This is a genomic window from Micromonospora sp. NPDC049529, from assembly GCF_055586685.1.
The window spans coordinates 208194-225922 of sequence record NZ_JBVJHT010000008.1 but is presented as its reverse complement, the minus strand read 5'-3'; the positions used below and the strand labels follow the sequence as shown (position 1 = coordinate 225922).

8 protein-coding genes and 1 pseudogene are annotated in these 17729 nt (G+C 68.8%); 4 read left to right on the top strand and 5 right to left on the bottom strand.

The features are described 5' to 3' along the window. Positions 1 to 21 precede the first annotated feature (21 nt). Together ACZ6QQ_RS16160 and ACZ6QQ_RS16155 are read left to right on the top strand one after the other, a co-directional pair. The gene (locus ACZ6QQ_RS16160) at positions 22 to 2391 is read left to right on the top strand and encodes a DUF8189 domain-containing protein (protein WP_465877033.1); all 2370 of its coding nucleotides are present in this window, start codon (positions 22 to 24) and stop codon (positions 2389 to 2391) included. A gap of 693 nt (positions 2392 to 3084) precedes the next feature. Next, entirely contained in the window at positions 3085 to 3567 is a 483-nt protein-coding gene (locus tag ACZ6QQ_RS16155; RefSeq protein WP_465877031.1) for a hypothetical protein, read from the top strand. A 400-nt stretch (positions 3568 to 3967) separates the two neighbouring features. On the opposite strand, the gene ACZ6QQ_RS16150 is transcribed toward ACZ6QQ_RS16155, so the two are convergent. Both ACZ6QQ_RS16150 and ACZ6QQ_RS16145 read right to left on the bottom strand, forming a co-directional pair. Then, the gene (locus tag ACZ6QQ_RS16150; RefSeq protein ID WP_465877029.1) at positions 3968 to 4912 is read right to left on the bottom strand and encodes a hypothetical protein; all 945 of its coding nucleotides are present in this window, start codon (positions 4910 to 4912) and stop codon (positions 3968 to 3970) included. Between the two features lie 133 nt (positions 4913 to 5045). Beyond that, positions 5046 to 5465 (bottom strand): peptidase inhibitor family I36 protein, encoded by a 420-nt coding sequence (locus ACZ6QQ_RS16145; protein WP_465877027.1) that lies wholly within the window; start codon positions 5463 to 5465, stop codon positions 5046 to 5048. A 156-nt stretch (positions 5466 to 5621) separates the two neighbouring features. Here ACZ6QQ_RS16145 and ACZ6QQ_RS16140 point away from each other — a divergent pair. Continuing rightward, positions 5622 to 5864, top strand: a pseudogene (locus tag ACZ6QQ_RS16140) (DDE-type integrase/transposase/recombinase); the annotation flags it as partial. Here the strand turns inward: ACZ6QQ_RS16140 and ACZ6QQ_RS16135 are convergent. Continuing rightward, positions 5789 to 6349 (bottom strand): helix-turn-helix domain-containing protein, encoded by a 561-nt coding sequence (locus ACZ6QQ_RS16135; RefSeq protein ID WP_465877152.1) that lies wholly within the window; start codon positions 6347 to 6349, stop codon positions 5789 to 5791. The pseudogene ACZ6QQ_RS16140 and the gene ACZ6QQ_RS16135 overlap by 76 nt on opposite strands. Before the next feature lie 2562 nt (positions 6350 to 8911). Here ACZ6QQ_RS16135 and ACZ6QQ_RS16130 point away from each other — a divergent pair. Further along, on the top strand, positions 8912 to 9559 hold the full coding sequence (locus tag ACZ6QQ_RS16130; protein WP_465877026.1) for a response regulator transcription factor: 648 nt from the start codon (positions 8912 to 8914) through the stop codon (positions 9557 to 9559). 219 nt (positions 9560 to 9778) lie between these two features. Here the strand turns inward: ACZ6QQ_RS16130 and ACZ6QQ_RS16125 are convergent, their stop codons facing one another. Then, positions 9779 to 10399 (bottom strand): LuxR C-terminal-related transcriptional regulator, encoded by a 621-nt coding sequence (locus ACZ6QQ_RS16125; protein ID WP_465877024.1) that lies wholly within the window; start codon positions 10397 to 10399, stop codon positions 9779 to 9781. A gap of 789 nt (positions 10400 to 11188) precedes the next feature. Beyond that, positions 11189 to 17662, bottom strand: coding sequence for an amino acid adenylation domain-containing protein (locus ACZ6QQ_RS16120; RefSeq protein ID WP_465877022.1), 6474 nt, complete (start codon positions 17660 to 17662; stop codon positions 11189 to 11191). Between the last annotated feature and the right edge of the window lie 67 nt (positions 17663 to 17729).

Genomic DNA, 17729 nt, shown 5'->3' with positions numbered 1-17729 from the left:
CTCATCCACGGGGAGGAAACGATGAGAAGAATCCGACCGCCGCAGCCCGGCGGACCGGACCGGCGACGCCGCAAACTGCCGATCCTCGGTGTCGTCGCCGCACTGGTCGTCGGCGCCGTCGGGCCGGCGTTCGTCGGGGCGACACCCGGGTCCGCGGACGCGGCCGGCCGGGGCGGTGACTACGTCGCGCTGGCCGCGCCGACCACCCTGCTCGACACCCGCAGCGGCATCGGCGCCACGGCCGGGGTACGCGGCGCCGGCAGCACCACCACGGTCGACGTGCTCGGCCGGGCGGGGGTGCCGGCGACCGGGGTGAGCGCGGTGCTGGTCGACGTCGCGGCGGTCGTCCCGACGACGCCGACCTATCTCACCCTCTGGCCCGACCTGACCAGCCGCCCCATCAGTTCGATGCTGAACGTCAAGGCCGGGGTGGTGCAGTCCAACACCGCGGTCGTGCCGGTCGGCAGCAACGGCAAGATCAACTTCTACAACCACAGCGGCAGCACCCACATCGTCTCGGACGTGCACGGCTACTTCCTCGCCAACCCGACCACGGCGACCGGGCGCGGCGGCTTCGTCCCGGTCACCCAGACCCGGCTGGTGGACACCCGCAACGGCACCGGCGCGCCCCAGGCCACCATTCCGGCCGGCGGCACCCTCACCGTGACCGTCGGCAACGGAGCCCCGATCCCGGCCAACGCCGGGGCGGCGCTCGTCAACCTCACGGTCGTCGCCGCCACCCGGGAGAGCTTCCTGGCCGCCTATCCGCCCGGCGGGTCGGCCACGGCCAGCATCTTCGACTACCCCGTCGGCACCACCGCCCAGACCGGGGCGGTCCGGATCGGGCCGGACGGCAGGACCGTCATCCGCAACAGCGGCGGCGCCGCCATCCACCTGGTCGTCGACGCGCACGGCTACTTCTCCGCCCAGCCGACCCAGGGCGCCGGATACCGCCCCGCGCTGGCCCGGCTGCTCGACACCGGCAGCACGCTGGTACCGGCCAACGGCACCGTCGACGTGGCCGTCGGAGGCACCAACGGACTGCCCACCCGGGGCATCGCCGGCGCCGTACTCAACCTGACCGTGACGGGCGCCACCACCGGCGGTTACCTCACCGCCTGGCCCACCGGGCCGGCCCCGCCCACGACCAGCCTGAACAACTTCAACGCCGGTGAGGACAGGGCCAGCGCCGTGATCGTCCGCCCCGGGCTGGAGGGCAAGATCACCATCCGGAACTCCTCGCCCGGCACCCTGCGGCTGATCGTGGACCTCCAGGGCTGGTTCGCCGACCCGCTGCCGGGTGTGCCGGTGACGCCGTACTCGCGTACCGCCGCGATGCAGGCCGCGCCGGCGAATGGTGCCCTGCTCGGGCCGTTGGAGTTCGGCTACGTGGACAACATTGGGCGGCTGTTGCACGGCCGGGTGCCCGACCCGGACAGCATCGGCCTCGTGCAGTGGACCGCGATCTCCGACGGCGAGGCGTTCAGCGGCCCGCCGAACCTGGTCCAGCAGCCCGACGGCCGGGTCCAGCTCGCCGCCCAGCACGTCGACAGCAACGTCTGGGCCCGTACCCAGGCCACCGCCGGCACCCCCGGCTGGGCCGGCTGGACCCGGCTCGGCGGGTCGATGGCGGCGCCGCCGGCGGCGCACCGGATGCCGGACGGCACGCTGGTCCAGTTCACCGTCGACGCCGACGGTCGGCTCTGGCACCTGCCGCAGGCGGCCGCGAACGGGGCGTACACCTTCTGGCGCAGCCTCGGCGCGACGGGCCTGACCGGTACGCCTTCGGTGGCGGCCGTGGACGGCGCGCTCCAGCTCTTCGGTCTGAGCGGTGCCGGGGCGGTGCGGACCGCGACGTACTACCCGGGGGGCGCCCTGTCCGCCTGGACCGACCTGGGCGGTGCCGGCCTCACCGGCAGCCCCGCCGTCGTGGTCTACCCCGGCTACCGGCTGCGGGTGTTGGTCCGCTCCGCCGAGGGCACCATCGTCACCAAGGCGCAGGACGGCAGCGGCACCTTCGCGGCGGCCTGGACCCCGGTCGGCGACCTGGTCGCGGCCGGTTCCCCGGCGGCGTTGCTGCACCCCAACAACGGTCGGACCGAGGTGATCGCCCGCCGCGCGGACGGCACGATGCACGCCGTCCGGGAGACCGCGCAGGGCTCCGGACAGTGGGGCGCCTGGGTGCAGGCCCCGGGGGAGGGTGGCTTCACCGCCGCGACCGATCCGACCGTTCTGGCCTACACCAATTCCGGTGGGCCGAGCTACATCTTCGTGGCCCGTGACACCGACAACATCCACCATGTCTGGTACCCGCCGAGCGGGCCGGTACTGGCTCGTGCCGCCGACCGGCCGCAGTACACCGGCCGTACGCTGCCCGGACCGCCGGCCTGAGGTTCGCGGGCGCACGTCGGCGATGAGCGGTTCGACGTGGACCGGGACGTGGGCGGCGGTACGCATCCCCGCTGTCCGCTCCCGGTCCACCCAGGCGCGTGCCGAGTACAGCTTCGAGGTTGCCGCCCAGCGGTAGCGCGGGGTCGAAGGTCCACGTCGTCAGCGAAGCCCGCGTTGACCGACGAGCTTCGGCCGGTCGACGCGACACGCCTCCGCTGCCCGCCAACCCGGCCGCAGCACTAAGAGCGCCGTCAAGAACATCCTGTCCACCCCCCGCTACACGGGCCGGCAGGTGTGGAACAACAACGCAAGGACGAAGTACTCCTTGACGTCAATGGCGTCGCCCTCGGCCACGAAACCGGATGCGCTGGAACGACAAGGACTCCTGGGTGTGGTCCGACACGATCGCTCATCCACCGCTCGTCACCGTCAACGACTTCGAGCTGACAAAAACGATCATGGCGGCCAGCGGCCGAGGCCGCACCGGCACCCGACCACGGAAGGCGCGTCGCCACTACGTGCTTCGCGGACTCATGCTCTGTGGGCTGTGCGGACGCAAAATGCAAAGCCACCAGGCACACGAGTCCGCCTACCTACCGGTGCCGCTACCCCAACGAGTACGCACTCGCTAACCAGGTCCAGTACCGCGCCATCGCAGACGCCGGAGGCGACCCCGCCACCGTCGCCGCCTGGATGGCCAAGGTCAACGCCCAACGCGCCGCCGCCATCGCTCAACGTGACAAAGCAGCACAAGAACCCGCTCCGCGTCACCTCACCGAGGACGGCATCCGACGCCTCGTCGGCAGCTTCGATGACATCCGCGACACCCTGCGCGACGCCCACAGCGAGGACAAGAGCAACGTCTATCGCGAGCTACGGATCGCTCTCACCTACGACCCCGGTCAAAACAAAATCAGCGTCGAGGATAAGCCTGACGCTGATTACTGTGGGGTAACTGTACGTGTCCGAGGGGGACGCGAACACCTTTCTGTGGTGAGCACACCACGTGGGTGTACTCATGGCCGAAAAGACCAGCGATCGTCGAATGTCGCTGTCAGGATTCCGCCGGTCCACACCTCGCGCCGTCCGGCACGAACGTACCGCCCCGGCCCCACCGGGACCCTCTCGCAGTCACCCGAACTAACCAAGATTGCCGGAACACCGTCGGCGAGATAGACCCGGACTTGACTCCCCCTCCGAGTGGGATGCCGAATGCCTCGCATCACTCGGAGGCCCTCATGGTTAGCCGATTGGAGGGTGGCGTTGCGGTCGTTGTAGGCGCGATCAAGGCACACTCGACCAGTGAAGCTAACCGACCTTCGTCCTCCTCGCCCGACCCAGGGACCGGCGCAGCGCGACGCCGAGCAGAACCAGATGTATGCGTGGCGCAAGTTGCGATCCTCGCCCGGTCCGTCGATCGGGCGCAGCTCGGGGCGCTGAGCTGGGCCATTCACACCAACGTCACGCCGTTTCGATCCTCGCCCGGTCCGAGGACCGGGCGCAGCGCTTCAGCCTTGCTGACGTCAAGGGCGTGCAGGGGATACCTCCACGACGGCGAGCCCGTACGCCAGTTCAGCTAACGCGGCTGCGGCTGCGGCGCGTTCGCCGACGCAGCGGCGTCACCGGAGATGGATGCGGCGTTTCGGATCATGGTTTCCAGGCGGCGTTTCGCGGACGTCAGTCGCTCGAGGTTCTGCTGGATCGCTGCGGTCTGGTAGGCGGTCTCGACCGTGAACCAGACCCCGATGAGATTGGTCTCGGACTTGCATTTCACGTCCGTCACCGCGGTCTTTCGCTCGATCTCGGTCGGCGTCGGTCCACCAAAACTGTCGACCGCCTCCAGCGGCCCTGGGTAGTCGTAGCCTGCGCGCTTCATGCATTCCGACCATTTGCCGATCGCATCACGGGTCCTCTTGTCGGAGTCCGACTCGGTGCTCTGGTTGATGGCCTGTACGAGTGCGTCATCGCCGTAGTTGGTGTCGTCGTCCCCAGTGATCTGGCGAATCGCCTCGCCCTGGCAGCCACCGACCGGGATCTGTTCACCCGCCACTTGGCCAGCCGGCGGCGGGGTTCGACCCGGTAGGATCTTCCCGCCCGGCCAACCGGTGAGCACTGTCAGTTCCGCGGGTGTTCGAGAATTGGCGGTGACCGGCCTCTGGCGCATGTGCCTCTGCGCGGAGTCGGGGCTGTGATAGCCCCATTCGGCGGCCACTGTGAAATCGGCGATCCCGTACCGTCGCTCGACGAGAGCTGAGTCACGGGGTGGTGGCACGACCGGGATGGAGTACGCGAAGCCGAAGCGTTGCATGCAACGTTGGATCAGCGTCTGCCGCGCGCGGTCGAGCAGAGCGCTCTGCTTGTCGGACAGCATGTACGCCTCGATCGGCAGAGTGAGGTCGCTGGTGGAATTGATGTCGGGAACAGCGCCCACGGGCGCGGGAGTGACCGCCACGACACCCCGTCCTACTTCGGTCGCCTCCTCTCCCGAGGAACAGCCGAACGAAAGCAGCAGCGATGCCATGCCGGTGGAGGCGAAGAGGCGGACGCACCATCGACTCATGTAATACTCCCCGAGGCCGGTATGGACGCGCCGTGGCTGATGGTGCTGCGCCATCAGCCACGAGCGCGGTGATACCTGGAGCGGCAGGTCCTGATCAGGGACAGAAGACGTGACTGCGGTTGTTGTTCCGTGTCACGAACTGGTTGTTGCCACTGCCGCTCAGCTGACCCCAGGTGTTGTAACGACCCGCATAGTTCCTGTGTTCGTAGACGCGCAGTGCGCAAGCGTCGTTGCTGTTGTAGTACGAGCCCGTCTGATTTCCGACGACCGCACCCTTGCCGTCGCCCGTGGTGCGAAACAGCACCGCCGGAGAAGCCAGGTAATCCGGCACCAGTTGGTCGGGGATGCCGACCATCGATCCGCCGTAGTTGATTCGGTAGTACAGGCATGCGTCGCCGCTGCCGCAGTAGGCGTGTTGGGTCACTGCCTGGGCGGGGCCGGCAGTGACAACCAAGCCCGCTCCCGCAGCAACGACAGCCATTGCTCCGGCCAGCAGAGACCTCTGAAGTTTCATGGCTCGTTGACTCCCCTCAGTCACGGCATGATGTCGATCACTGGCTGGTAATTATCCAGGAGACGTAAGGGCTGCGCAACCCGTCCCGGCCTGCTACTGGATCGATAACGACGTTCGCCTGCGTCAATGGACGAAAACGCTTTTCTGCATTCCCGCGAGGAACTCCTGATCGAGCGCGGTCTTGAGGTGGCCCACGTCACTGTTTACCGTTGGACGCAACGGTTCACGCCGCTGCCGGCTGATACCGCCCGGTTCGCCCGGCACTCGCCGGGTGACCGGTGGTTCGTCGACGAGACATACGTGAAGGTCAACGATGTTCGGCGTCAAGTCTGCCGGGCGATCGACCAGTACAGGAAGATCATTGACGTGCCCGTCTCGGCTCGGCGTGATGCCGCCGCGGGAGGTAGCGCTGTTGCCGACGGGATGCGGATACGTGCCCGAACAACCGTGTCAGGCTCTGTCCGGATGCGGGCCAGGACCCGGCGGATCGTGCCGGCACTGACCCGATACCCAAGGCCGACCAACTCGCCTTGGATACGGCGGTGTCCCCAGGTCGGGTTCTCCCGCGCCAGCCGGAGGACCAGGCCGCGGATCTCGGTCGTGATCGGCGGCCGGCCTGGGCGGATGGGGTACGTCCACCGGCGTTGGACCAGCCGGCGGTGCCACGCCAGCAGCGTGGCCGGGGTGACGAGGCGATGCTGCCTCAGCCAGCCGGGTAGCAGCCGCGTCAGCGCGGACAGCACCGCCCGGTCCGGCCAGGACGGTCGCGGCCGACCGACCTGACGGCGCAGGACCGCGACTTCATGCCGCAGGACCAGCAGCTCCGCGGTCTTGGCGGCGTCGCTGCGCGACAACCACGCAAGCCAGCCGAACACCTGAACCATGATCAGATACAGCAGCCGGAACACCATCACCCGAGCATGCGTCCGACCGGCGAAACCCCAGCTCACAAACCGTGCGACGAGTTATGGCACGGCACACACCGCCGGGAACACGCCGCGCGGATCGAAGAAGTTGACGATCCGCCGACCCACGAGAAGTGGTCTGACCTGCTGGAAAGTGGTGGTGAACTCACCACAGTTTTGTGTCCGTGGGGCAACACAAACCATTCCCCACGTATAATACTCCTCGAAAATCTGCCGTTACGATAGCCTCCCCGACCTTCGAAGTTGCCCCCGATTCGCAAGAGGACTGCGACGCCCGCCATAGGTGAGGGCCTCCGAGTGGGATGCGGAACACCTCGCATCGCTCGGAGGCCCTCACGGTCAGCCGGTTCAACGGCGGTGTTGCGTTCGTTGGAGATGTGATCGAGGCACGCTCGAGCGGTGAAGCTATCCGACCTTCGTCCTCCTCCTCGCCCGGCCCGTCGGCCGGGCGCACCTCAGATCGCGGCCCGCCGCCCGGTTGACCTCGCACGCGTTGCGCTCCTCGCCCGGTCCGTCGACCGGGACAGCAACTCACCACCCAGGGCATCGACAGCACCGCATAGCGCGGCCCCGGGCCGATCCAGGAACCAGGCACACCGCTGACGAGCAGGGCCATGCCCGGTCGCCGTCAGGCAACCATCGCGTCGGAACTCCCGCACGCGCAAGGGTGGTCCGGCGGCGCGGTCGGCGGCGATCGAGGCGCTGTAGTCCTCCCCACGCCTGTGGGGGTAGTCCCGACGTTCCTGTACCGTCCGCCGCCCACGCCCTTACCCATTCCAGCTAGGGAAGCCCGGTGGTGGTGCCGTCGGCAACGGCACCCGATGCACCGGCCCGGCCTCACGTAACGCGGCGTACGCCGAGTACATGTCGGCAACAAGATTCTGGATCTCTTCCTTGATCAAGAGAAAACGGTCAAGGGCTGTCGTGATCAGCCGGGGTCGACGACGCTCGACCACAGGTTGAAGATTGCGATAGAGGTCGTCCTATGATGCGTGGCGCAGGCTGGCGTTGACCCGTCGACCGCGTCTGACGTGGCGACATTCATGGAGTCGTTGCGACTGCTGGTGGTCTGGGCCGGTCGCCCGTCGCTGACGACGCTGCGAAAGGCCACCGGGTTGCCCCGTTCGACACTGCACGACGGCCTGAGTCCGCGCCGCAAGACCCTTCCCCCGCTCGACCTCCTGCGCGGCGTCGTCTCGGCGTGCGGCCTGCGGCAAGACGACGTCGCTGTATGGGAGCACGTCTGGCGCCGCCTGGCAGCCGGTGAGCCCCCTGCCGGCGTCGGTCGGGGGAGGCGGCCCCGGTGCCCAGGCAGCTGCCCGGCGGTGTCGCCGGCTTCGTAGCCCGCGAGCGTCAGCTCGCCGCCCTCGATGCGCTGCTCGTGCCGGGTCATCATTCGGCGTCGGGCGAGAGTTCGCCGGCGGCGATCGCCGTGATCTGCGGTCCTGCTGGCTGCCAGGATCATGACCGGCAGCATGACGCCATTCATCGATCCCACGGCGGACAACTCGCACGTCAACGCCGTGGCCGAGTTTCCGAACGGTACATGGTCGACGAGGTGTCCCCAGCGCTCGCCGAAATACTCCCGGCGCATGCAGGAGCTTTCGATTGTGCCAAGTGGCCCATGCACCATCGCCTCCGAATGAGGCCCTGACCTGCGGATTCAAGGTTGACTGCAGACGCATTGCAGATCATGGCGCTAACTTCACTGTCGGCGGGGCGATGGAGTGGCTGTCGTCGATCAACAGCAAGAGAGGAGCGTTTGCCGCAACTAGGAAACGGCTGCGGACGCGGGGGCGACCTGCAGGCATCGCAGCGGCCGTCCTGGGTCGACGGTGGTGACGGGCGCAGTCGCCACGCCATCGCAGGCGGATGTGACCCAAACCGCGCCGAAGCACGCACCGCTGGTCGTGGTGAGCCTAACCCAAGTAGTGACGGAGGAGGGGACGGAGGGGCGCATGTTCACCTGACCCACCTTCACGGCGGGTTTGTGGTCCGGAAGTTCGAGTCAGAAAGAGAAAACAAATGACAACAGCCCTGCTGCTGACTGGATGGCTTGTCGCGGCATCCATAATCGCAGGACCGGTACGGCCGCTGAATGCCGGGTAGTCCAGCGAACGTGTGACTCCCATACACCGGGGATAGACGACTCGACGCGTCGAGTCCGACCGGGACCACATTCAGTCGCCGCGGGTCGACTGCCTACATGACGCGTTCGAGTTTGTTCGAGTTTGTTCGAGTCCGTCCCGAGCAGGGTGGGTCGTTGCCAGACAGGTGTCGTGATGATCTACTTACCTCACCCGGCGCATTCGAGCACATCTGACGACCGCAATCTACACATCACGGATGACAGCCGAGTTCCAGCGTATCTATATTCGCGTGTCCAGGCCCGCCACAAATCGTACACGACACCGAATTGGCCGCGGGACGGCCTCGACCGACATCAACCGAAGCCGCTGCACGACTCCGCAATTTCGGTGACGATCCGAAAAGGACGCCGAGAGGATTCAGATGATTAAAGTGAGCGTGTTTGCCGCGTGCCCGATCTACGTCCACGGGCTGACCACCGCGCTGCACGAGGAGGGTTTCGCGGTGGAAGATGTGACCCGGTTACCGCCGAGTCACCGCCGGTTCACCGACGTCTTCCTGATCGACCCGAGCACCATTGGGCACAAGGCCTTCAACGACCTGCTGGCCAACGTCGTGCCAGCCGCGCCCGTCGCAGTCGTCGTGAACGACACAAACTACGACACCATCGAGGGGTTCGTCCGGGCGGGCGTCGCCGGCGTACTCGACCGGTGCGCCCCGGTCGAAGTCGTGGCGGAGGGGCTGCGGACGGTCGCCTGCGGCAGATCTTTCGTCGGCACCTCGGTCCCCACCGACATCCGTCGCGGATCCGAACCGCGCCCCCGCCCAGACGAGGCGAAGGATCTGTCACCACGGGAACTCCAGGTTCTCAGCCAGATCGCGCGCGGCCTCACCCATCGGCAAGGCGCCCGCGCCCTCGGCATCAGCCAGCACACCTTCGACACGTACATCAAACGAATCAGGTCGAAGCTCGGGGTCGGCAACAAGGCCGAACTGACTCGCGCCGCCGTCATGCGCGACCTCCGCCAGGTGGACTCACCGCCCGCACCTCCGCCAACCCAGCCGGGTCGTGCCATGTAGTCGGGCGACCGCCCGGCTGCCCCCGGCGGACTGCAACTCCCGGGAATGGTGCTGGCCGGACCAGGCCGCCTGCCCAGGGCGGCTGCCGGCGCGACCGGTTGACGGCCACGGCCACGGCGACGGGCGGGCTGAGCCGGAGCGATCTCACGGATCCGGCCGGCGCTCGGCCTCGAACTGTCCGGCCGACGCTCGGCCTCGAACTGTAACGAGGGCGTCGCGTCAGCCGCTCATCTCCCCGTGAGGTGATCCGAAACCACTCCACCGGCCCTCCATCCTCGATGCCGGCTGGCAGAGGTCGCCAAGCAGGGCCGCGCGGGTGAGGTCGGCCTTGTTCCCCAGTTCGAGCTTCGCCCGGATCCGCTTGACGTAGGTTTCCACGGTATGCCGGCTGATCTCCAGCAGCCGGGCGATCTGGCCGTGTGTGAGGCCTCGAGCAATGTGTCGCAGTACTTGGCGTTCTCGCGGCGACAATGCCGGCCTGTCGGCGTCGGATGGGTCCGGAATCGGCGTCAAAGCACCCGCAATCCCGAAATGAGGACCGCCCTTGACGGCCACTCGCGTCGCCTCGCGGACGGTTTCGGGATCGGCCGTACGCTCGACGAATCCCGTGACACCCGCCGCCGCATAACGTTCGACGTCTTCCACCGATCCAGCTGGCAGCATCAACAACACCGGCACCACTCGGGCGGACCGAAGAGTGAATTCCTCCACCGTGGTCTCCCACAATGCCTGCGGGTCGGCCACCACCACATCAGTATGCCAGGATGGCGGGGCGGCGGCGACCTGCTCCGCGCCGGACACTGCGAATCCGGCGCGGCTGAAAATGTCCACCAGGCCCACCAGAAAGATAGGACTGCGTTCCACAATATGAACCCGGATCACGGTGCCCCCCCTATCGCACGTGCTTCCTGTGTTCGCCTCTCTGGTAGTTCATCCGAGCATGGTCACCAACGTAGATCTCCGCTGCCGCCGATCGCTGCCGCTAGTTCAGGGGACAGTGCGGCCGACCGACGGGAGTGATGGGCCCTCCCCTAACGGATTACCCTCGGGAGGGGTTACGGGGCGAGCTCGGGCCGGCATCACCAGTAGCTGCCCTCGCGTCCAGCACGCCGGCGAACGCCGCGCGTGAAATCGGTGCCCCGCGTCACCGCCGGGCGGACACCGGCCCTCACCATGTCGGCGAACGCCTGGATCGCATAGCCGACGTGCGCATTGGTGCGCCTTCGAGAGAAAGTTCGCACCGCAGCAGAGCAACACCCCACGCTCAGCCAGCTTCGCCCGCGTCCCGGTCGCCAACGGACCGAGCCGCAGGTACGACATCGGTCGTAGCCGATGGCGATCGGCGGCCCGGCCGGCCGGTACCGCACGATCGGACAATGAGCAGATCTACGAGGTGGCGGCCGTGGACACCGTCTACCGCAACCTAGCCGACGACCCAGCAGTACGGGAACTGCTGCTACCAGCGCTGCTGGTGGGTGCACCATGCACACACCCTCACCGGTGGCCGTTCCTACCTACAGTCGGCTTCCGGCCGACGCCGCGGCCTACGTTGCCGCACGGCTCCGCTGAACCGGCCGCCCGCCACATCGGGCGGAACCGGGCGGCCCAGCGCCCGTGGTCCGTCGTCCGTCATCCGGGCGGCGAGCCAGCGGTGTGCCGTGCCTGTTCGCGGTGTCGGCGCAGCGAGTCGAGATCCTGGCGGCGCGTCACCACCTGGGTGTGCGTCGCTGCAGTGGCGCCGTATGCCAGGCGGTCGGCCAACCGCCGCGCTGTCTGGAACTCAAACAGCTCCGCCAGGTCCAGGGTGGCGTCCAGCCGCTCTCGCAGACGCAGGTGCATGCGCAGCAGGCCGAGTGACGTCGCACCCCCGGCAAAAAATGTGACGTCGACGTCGACGTCGGGTACGTCGAGGACCTCGCGCATGATCTCGACCAGTTCATCGAGGACCGAGCCGGTGCTCGGGGACGGCGCCGCAGAACGGCCACGCGCCAGTTCGCCGAGGATCCGTGCCCGATCGACCTTACCGTTGGGAGTGGTCAACGGCTCCCGCACGGCGACGATCGTGTCTGGCACCACCGTCGGCGGCAGCCGGTCGGCGAGGTAGCGTCGCAACCCGTCCGGGTGCCAACCCTCGGCGGGCGACACCGCGAGCACGAGCCGGTCGTCGTGGCACAGCGCCACGCACTCGGCAACGCTCATATGCTGGCGGGCGACCGCCTCGAGCTCGGCCGTCTCGAACCGGGTGCCGTCGATCGAGAGCTGGTCGTCGGTACGGCCGAGAAACTCCACGCCACCGTCCGGGCGGTATCGCCCCAAGTCGCCGGTACGGTAGACGCGGACGTCGGCTTCGCCGGCCGGGTCCGGGCCGAACCGATCCACCGGTGCCGACGCCCCCGAATAGCCGCTGGCGAGGTACCGGCTGCGCACCACCACCTCGCCGACCTGGTTGACGGCGACCGGCCGACCGTCGGTGGTCAGCACCAACAGTTGGCCGCCCGGGCTGCCCGAGCCGAGCGGCGGATGCCGGTGCCGATCGTCGTCACCGAACTCGTCGGCCAGGTCTACGATGCTCATCGCCTGTGGTGTCTCCGTAGTCCCATAGAGGCTCACCAGCCGGGCGTTCGGGAACAGCCGGCGCAGCGCGGCATGGTCGACCTCGGTGACGGCGGCGCCGCCGAGGCCGACCAGCCGGACGTCGGGCAGGGTCAAGTCGGCGGATTCGGCCGCTGCGGCGAGTACCCGGCCGCGCGGCGGGGTCAGGTGCACCACCGTGCATGCCTGGTCGGCGAGCCAGCCGAGGGTGGCAGCCGGGGACTCCAGCGCCTTCGGCGCAGGCACACAGGCCGTCGCACCCAGCCACAGCGGCAGCAGCGTCTCCCTCAGCAGCGGATCATGCGACAGCCCAGCCAGCACCGAGAAGCGGTCGACGGCGGTAAGCCCCAGCCGAGCCGCGTACCACTCAAAGAATGTGGTAGTCGGGGTCTCGGTAGCGCGGACGCCCTGTGGGGTGCCGGTCGTACCGGAGGTGAAGGCTAGGTAGGCCAGGTCGTCGGCGGCGGTCTGCGGCAAGCCATCGGAGCCCAACGGTGGCTCGGGGCTGTCCGGGTGGGTGTCGCCGGCGCTGGCGGACCTGTCAATGATCGCCATCCCCCGCTCTGTCGCCGCCGCGCGCAGGGCGGCCGGTAGCCCGTCCGCCGCGGTGGCGACCAGCGCCGCCGCGTCCAGTTGCTCCAATTGGGCCACGAGGTGGGCGGCCGGGAACTCCAGGTTAAGCAGGCAGAACGCACCTCCGGCGGCGCGGACCGCCAACATCGCGCTAAGCAGTGCCGGCGTGCGCGTCGCCGCGATCGCCACGATTTGACCGGGGGCAACACCTCGGGCGGTCAGCCGAGCGGCCAGTCCGCGGACGTCTGCCCAGAGCTGCCGGTACGTTGTGGTGCCCGCGTACGCCACTGCTGTCAGCTCTGGCGCGATGGCTGCGTGCCTGGCAACCTGCCGTACCAGGCCAACGCCGGCCGGACCGGCGAACTCGGCCGGGGGTCTCGGGGCGGGGGCCGGGTGCAGGGCGGCAACAGGGGCGGATGGTTCGGCGCAGGCCCGGACAAGGACATCCACCAGGTGCTCACGCAGTACCTCGATGCGGTCCCGGGTGAAGAGATCCGGCCGGAAGACCAAGTCGAAGTCGATGTCTCCGCCGTGGTCGTGGACGTAGGCAGCGAGGTCGAACAGCGCGCCCGCCAGCGGTGGCCGCAGCTCAGTGACCCTCGTGCCTTCGAGGCTCAGCTCCCGTCTGGGAAACGTCAGCATGTTGAACCACACGTCGAACAGGGGATGGCGGTGTGGGTCGCGCTCCGGACCCAGGTCGGCGACGAGCAGTTCGAACGGCAGATGGGGATTGGCCAGCGCGTCGACCACCCGGCTCTGGGTCCGGCCAACCAGGTCGGCGAAGCTCCCGTCGCCGGTGTCGCAGCCCAGCACGATCGTGTTGGTCAGGAAGCCGACCGTCTCCTCCAGCGCGGGCTGGTCGCGGACGATCAGCGGGGTGCCGATGTTGACCCGCCGCTGGCCGGAGTAGCGCCCCAGCACGATAGCGAAGGCCGACAGCATCACGCTGAACGGAGACGCGCCGACCGCCGCCGAGACGGCCCGGACGGCCGCGGTGGCGGCCGGTCCGAGGGTGCCGGACACCGCCTCCCCGGCGAAGGACCGTCCGGTGCGCCGCCGGGCAGTCGGCAGTCGCAACGACGGCGCCCCGGTGTCTACCCGGTCCCGCCAGAAGCGCAGTTCGCGGGCCAACCGGGCGGCGCTCTCCGGACCGCTCTCCGCCACGGCGAGGTCGCCGACCTGTACCGGTTCGGTGGACCACGGGTGTGGCCCGCGCCGCCGCGCCGCCCGGTACGCCTCCCCCATTTCGGCTTTGACGAGTTCCATCGACCAGCCGTCAGTGAGCAGGTGGTGCATCACGAACAGCAGGAGTTGCTGCTCCGGCCCGAGTACGTATCGCACGGCCCGCCACAGTGGCGCCTCGGTCAGCGCGAACGGCGTCCGCACAACCTCGGCGGCGTGTGCATGGGCGGCCGTCTCACGGTCGCCGGCGGGCAGGTGGGTCAGGTCGACGACGGTGAACCGCGCCTCGCCGGGCGGGTGGACGCGCTGGGTCGGCTGTCCGCCGTCCTGGTCGAACGAGGTGCGGAACGCCTCGTGCCGCGCGGCAATCGTCGTCAACGCCTCATCGATCGCGTCGCTATCGAGGTCGCCGTCCACGGCGAACAGTATCGGCATGTGGTAGGCGACGCAGTTCGGATGGATTTGGTGTAGTAGCCACACGCCGTGCTGGAACGAGGACAGCGGTGCGACATCGCGTCGGGCCCGGCGTGGGATCGCGATCTCGGCGAATCCCGGCTGGCCATCGTGACTGTCGGCGAGGCCGCCGTTGATGGCGGCTGCCAGACGCACCACGGTGCTATGCGTGAAGATCGCCCGGATGGGCAGATCGACGGAGAGCGCCTCCCTCACCCGGCCCACCACCTTGGCCGCTAGCAACGAATGTCCGCCAACCTCGAAGAAGTCGTCGTGTACGCCGATGTCGGCGACCCCGACGACGTCGCGCCAGATCGTGAGCAGCCGCTGCTCCAAGCCGTCCCCGACGGCATCGGAACCCACGGTCGGCTCGGGCGCGCCGCTGGTCGGATCCGGCAGCGCGGTCCGATCGATCTTGCCGACCGTGGTCAGGGGCAGGTAGTCCACCGGTACGAGATAGGTGGGGACCATGTACTCCGGCAGCCGCCGCCGCAGCGCCGCGCGCAGCTCGTTGACATCGGGCCTGGCAGTGCCGGGAGCGGGTACGAAGTACGCGGCGAGTCGCCGGTCGCCGTCGCGCTCGACGGGCAGCACGGCGGCCTTCGCAACGGAGTCCTGGGCGACCAGCACAGCCGCGACCTCGCCAGGTTCCACCCGGTACCCACGGATCTTCACCTGCTCGTCGGCGCGGCCGTGGAACACGAGGACCCCGTCCCCGCGCCAGCTCGCGAGGTCACCGGTGCGGTACATTCGGGCGGCGGGAGCCGCCACGAACGGGTCCGACGGGAAGCGCTCGCCGGTGAGCTGGGGGCGGCCGAGGTATCCTCGGGACACGCAGACGCCTCCGACGTACACCTCACCGGGGACGCCGACGGGTACTGGACGCTGGTGCTCGTCCAACAGGTACAGCCGGACGTTCGGCACCGCACGGCCGACTGGGGGAAGATCGGGCCAGTCGGCGACCGGACCGGTCAGCCGGTGCCCGCTGATTGCGTGCGCCTCGGTGGGGCCGAAGTGGTTGTCCAGCACGACACCGTCGAGGCGCGTCAGCAGCCGGCGGATGTCCGGTGTCAACCGCAGGGACTCCCCCGCAGTGATGATCTCTTTCAGCGGAGGCAGGTCGGCACCTGCCACCTGGGCGAGCTGTTCCAACACCAATGGGGGGCAATACAACCGGCGTACCCGGCCGGCGCGCATGACCTCCCACAGTCGCTCCGGGTCACGCCGGTCGTCGTCCGTGCTGAGCACCAGTTCGCCGCCGGCGAGCCAGGTCGCGAACATTTCCTGGAACGAGACGTCGAAGCCGATAGAGGTGAACTGGAGCGTGGGGCCGGTCACGGCGCTCCGGCCCAACTGCCACCTCAGCATGTTGGTCAGCGGCCGGTGGGTCATCACCACGCCCTTCGGGACGCCGCTGGACCCGGAGGTGTGGATTACGTAGATCGCGGTGTCGGCGGTCGCCCGCTGCGGCGGATGGTCCGTCGGCTGTCGGCGGATCTCGGCCGCGTGCTCGTCCAGCGCGAGGTACCGGACCTCTGCCCGGTTCGGCAGCTGGTCGCGCAGGGCTGACTCAACGAGTACCAACCGGGCGGCCGTGTCGGCCAGCAGGAACTCGTTGCGCGCCGACGGGCTGCCGGGGTCCAACGGGAGGTAGGCGCCGCCGGCCTTCATGATGCCCAGTACCGCGATCATCAGGTCGAGGCCACGACGCACGCACAGGCCTACCACGGTCTCCGGTCCCACTCCGAGAGTGCCGAGGTAGTGGGCGAGCTGGTTCGACCGGCGGTCGAGTTCGCTGTACGTCAGGCGCGACTCGCCCATCACCACGGCTACGGCGTCCGGGGTGCGCAGCGCCTGCCGTACGAACAGCTCGGGCACGGTCGACTCGGTGAGCATCGTCGGGTCGACCGAGTTCCACTCCTCGAACAGCAGCCTGCGGTCCCGCGGGGTGAGTAGGTCGACGAGCGCCGCCGGCTGGCCCGGGTCGGCGAGCATTCTCGCCAGCACTACCTCGTAGGTACGGGCCATCCGGTCGACGGTGTCCGGCCCGAACAGGTCAACGGCGTAGAGCAGTTGAATGTCGACGGTGCCGTCCGGCTCCTCTACCAGGTGTAGTTCTAGGTCCACCCGGGTCCAGTGCGCCGTGGCCGGCTCGATGGTCACTGTCAGGCCGGGCCAGCTCGGACGGGGACGGGCGGGCCCGTAGGAGAACCGGTGTTGGAACAAGGGGTGCCGGCTGAGATCGTGTTCGCGGATCAGTTCCCCAGCGATCCGCTCGAACGGGGTGCCCCCGCGCGCCGCGCCGTCTTGTAGGGCGGCCTCCACTGAGGCGACCAGGTCCGCCACGGATCCGGCGGTCACGGCGACCCGGATCGGCAGGTGGTTCGACAGTGGTCCGACCAGGCCGTCGGCGTCGGGCTGGGATCGCCCGTCGACCGCCACGCCGACCACGATGTCCCGCGCCCGGGCGTACGCGCCAAGGGTCACCGCGAACGCGGCCAGGGCCACCGCCCGGGCCGGCGTGGCTGGCGCGCCGAGTCGCCGTGCTGTCGCCGGCGACAGGGGGAAGGCATGTTCCGCCGCGCGGTACGTCGGCACCGGCGGCCGTGAATGATCCATTGGCAGGGTGAGGCCGGCGGGCGCGCCGGTCAGCCGCTTCCGCCACGCGACCAGTTCGTCCTCGTCCGCGCGCTCGCGCTCCCGACGCGCGTGGTCGGCATACGACACGACGGACGGCGTCGGGAGCGACCGATGTGCGCGGGCGGCCGTGTACTGCCGGGCCAGCTCGTCCTCCACGAGGGCGAAAGACTGTTCGTCGAAAACACTCCGGTGTGCGGTCAGCGCGAGCAGGTGTTCCTCGGCGGACATCTCCAGCAGCAGGCTGCGGAACAGCGGTCCGTTGGTCAGGGTGAACGGCTGGAACGCGTCCAACCGGACGAGGTCCCGCGCCCGGTCGCGCGGGAACGGCTCGCCGGACAGGTCGAGGTGGCGCAGCACCGGCGTTCCCGGGGGCAGGGCCCGGAGTTGCGCGTTGTCGCCGTCGGCGACGAACTCGCTGCGCAGCACCTCGTGCCGGTATACCAGGTTGGCGACCGCGCGGGTCATCGCCGACCGGTCCAGCGCCCCGCGCAGGTGGTACGTGCGCTGGAGTAGGTCGGCTGCGACCCCCTCGCGCAGCCCATCGAGGAACCAGAACCGCTCCTGGCTGAACGACGCCGCTACCCGGTCGTGGGTTGGAGCGGCGTCCGGAGGTCCGATGTCGCCGCCCGATGTCCGGGCGCCGCCACTGTCGGGGTCTGGCACGTGAGTGGTGGACCGGCCTTTTGCCATTGCGCCATCTCCATCTTGCGCGCCGAGCCGAGCCGCGCGA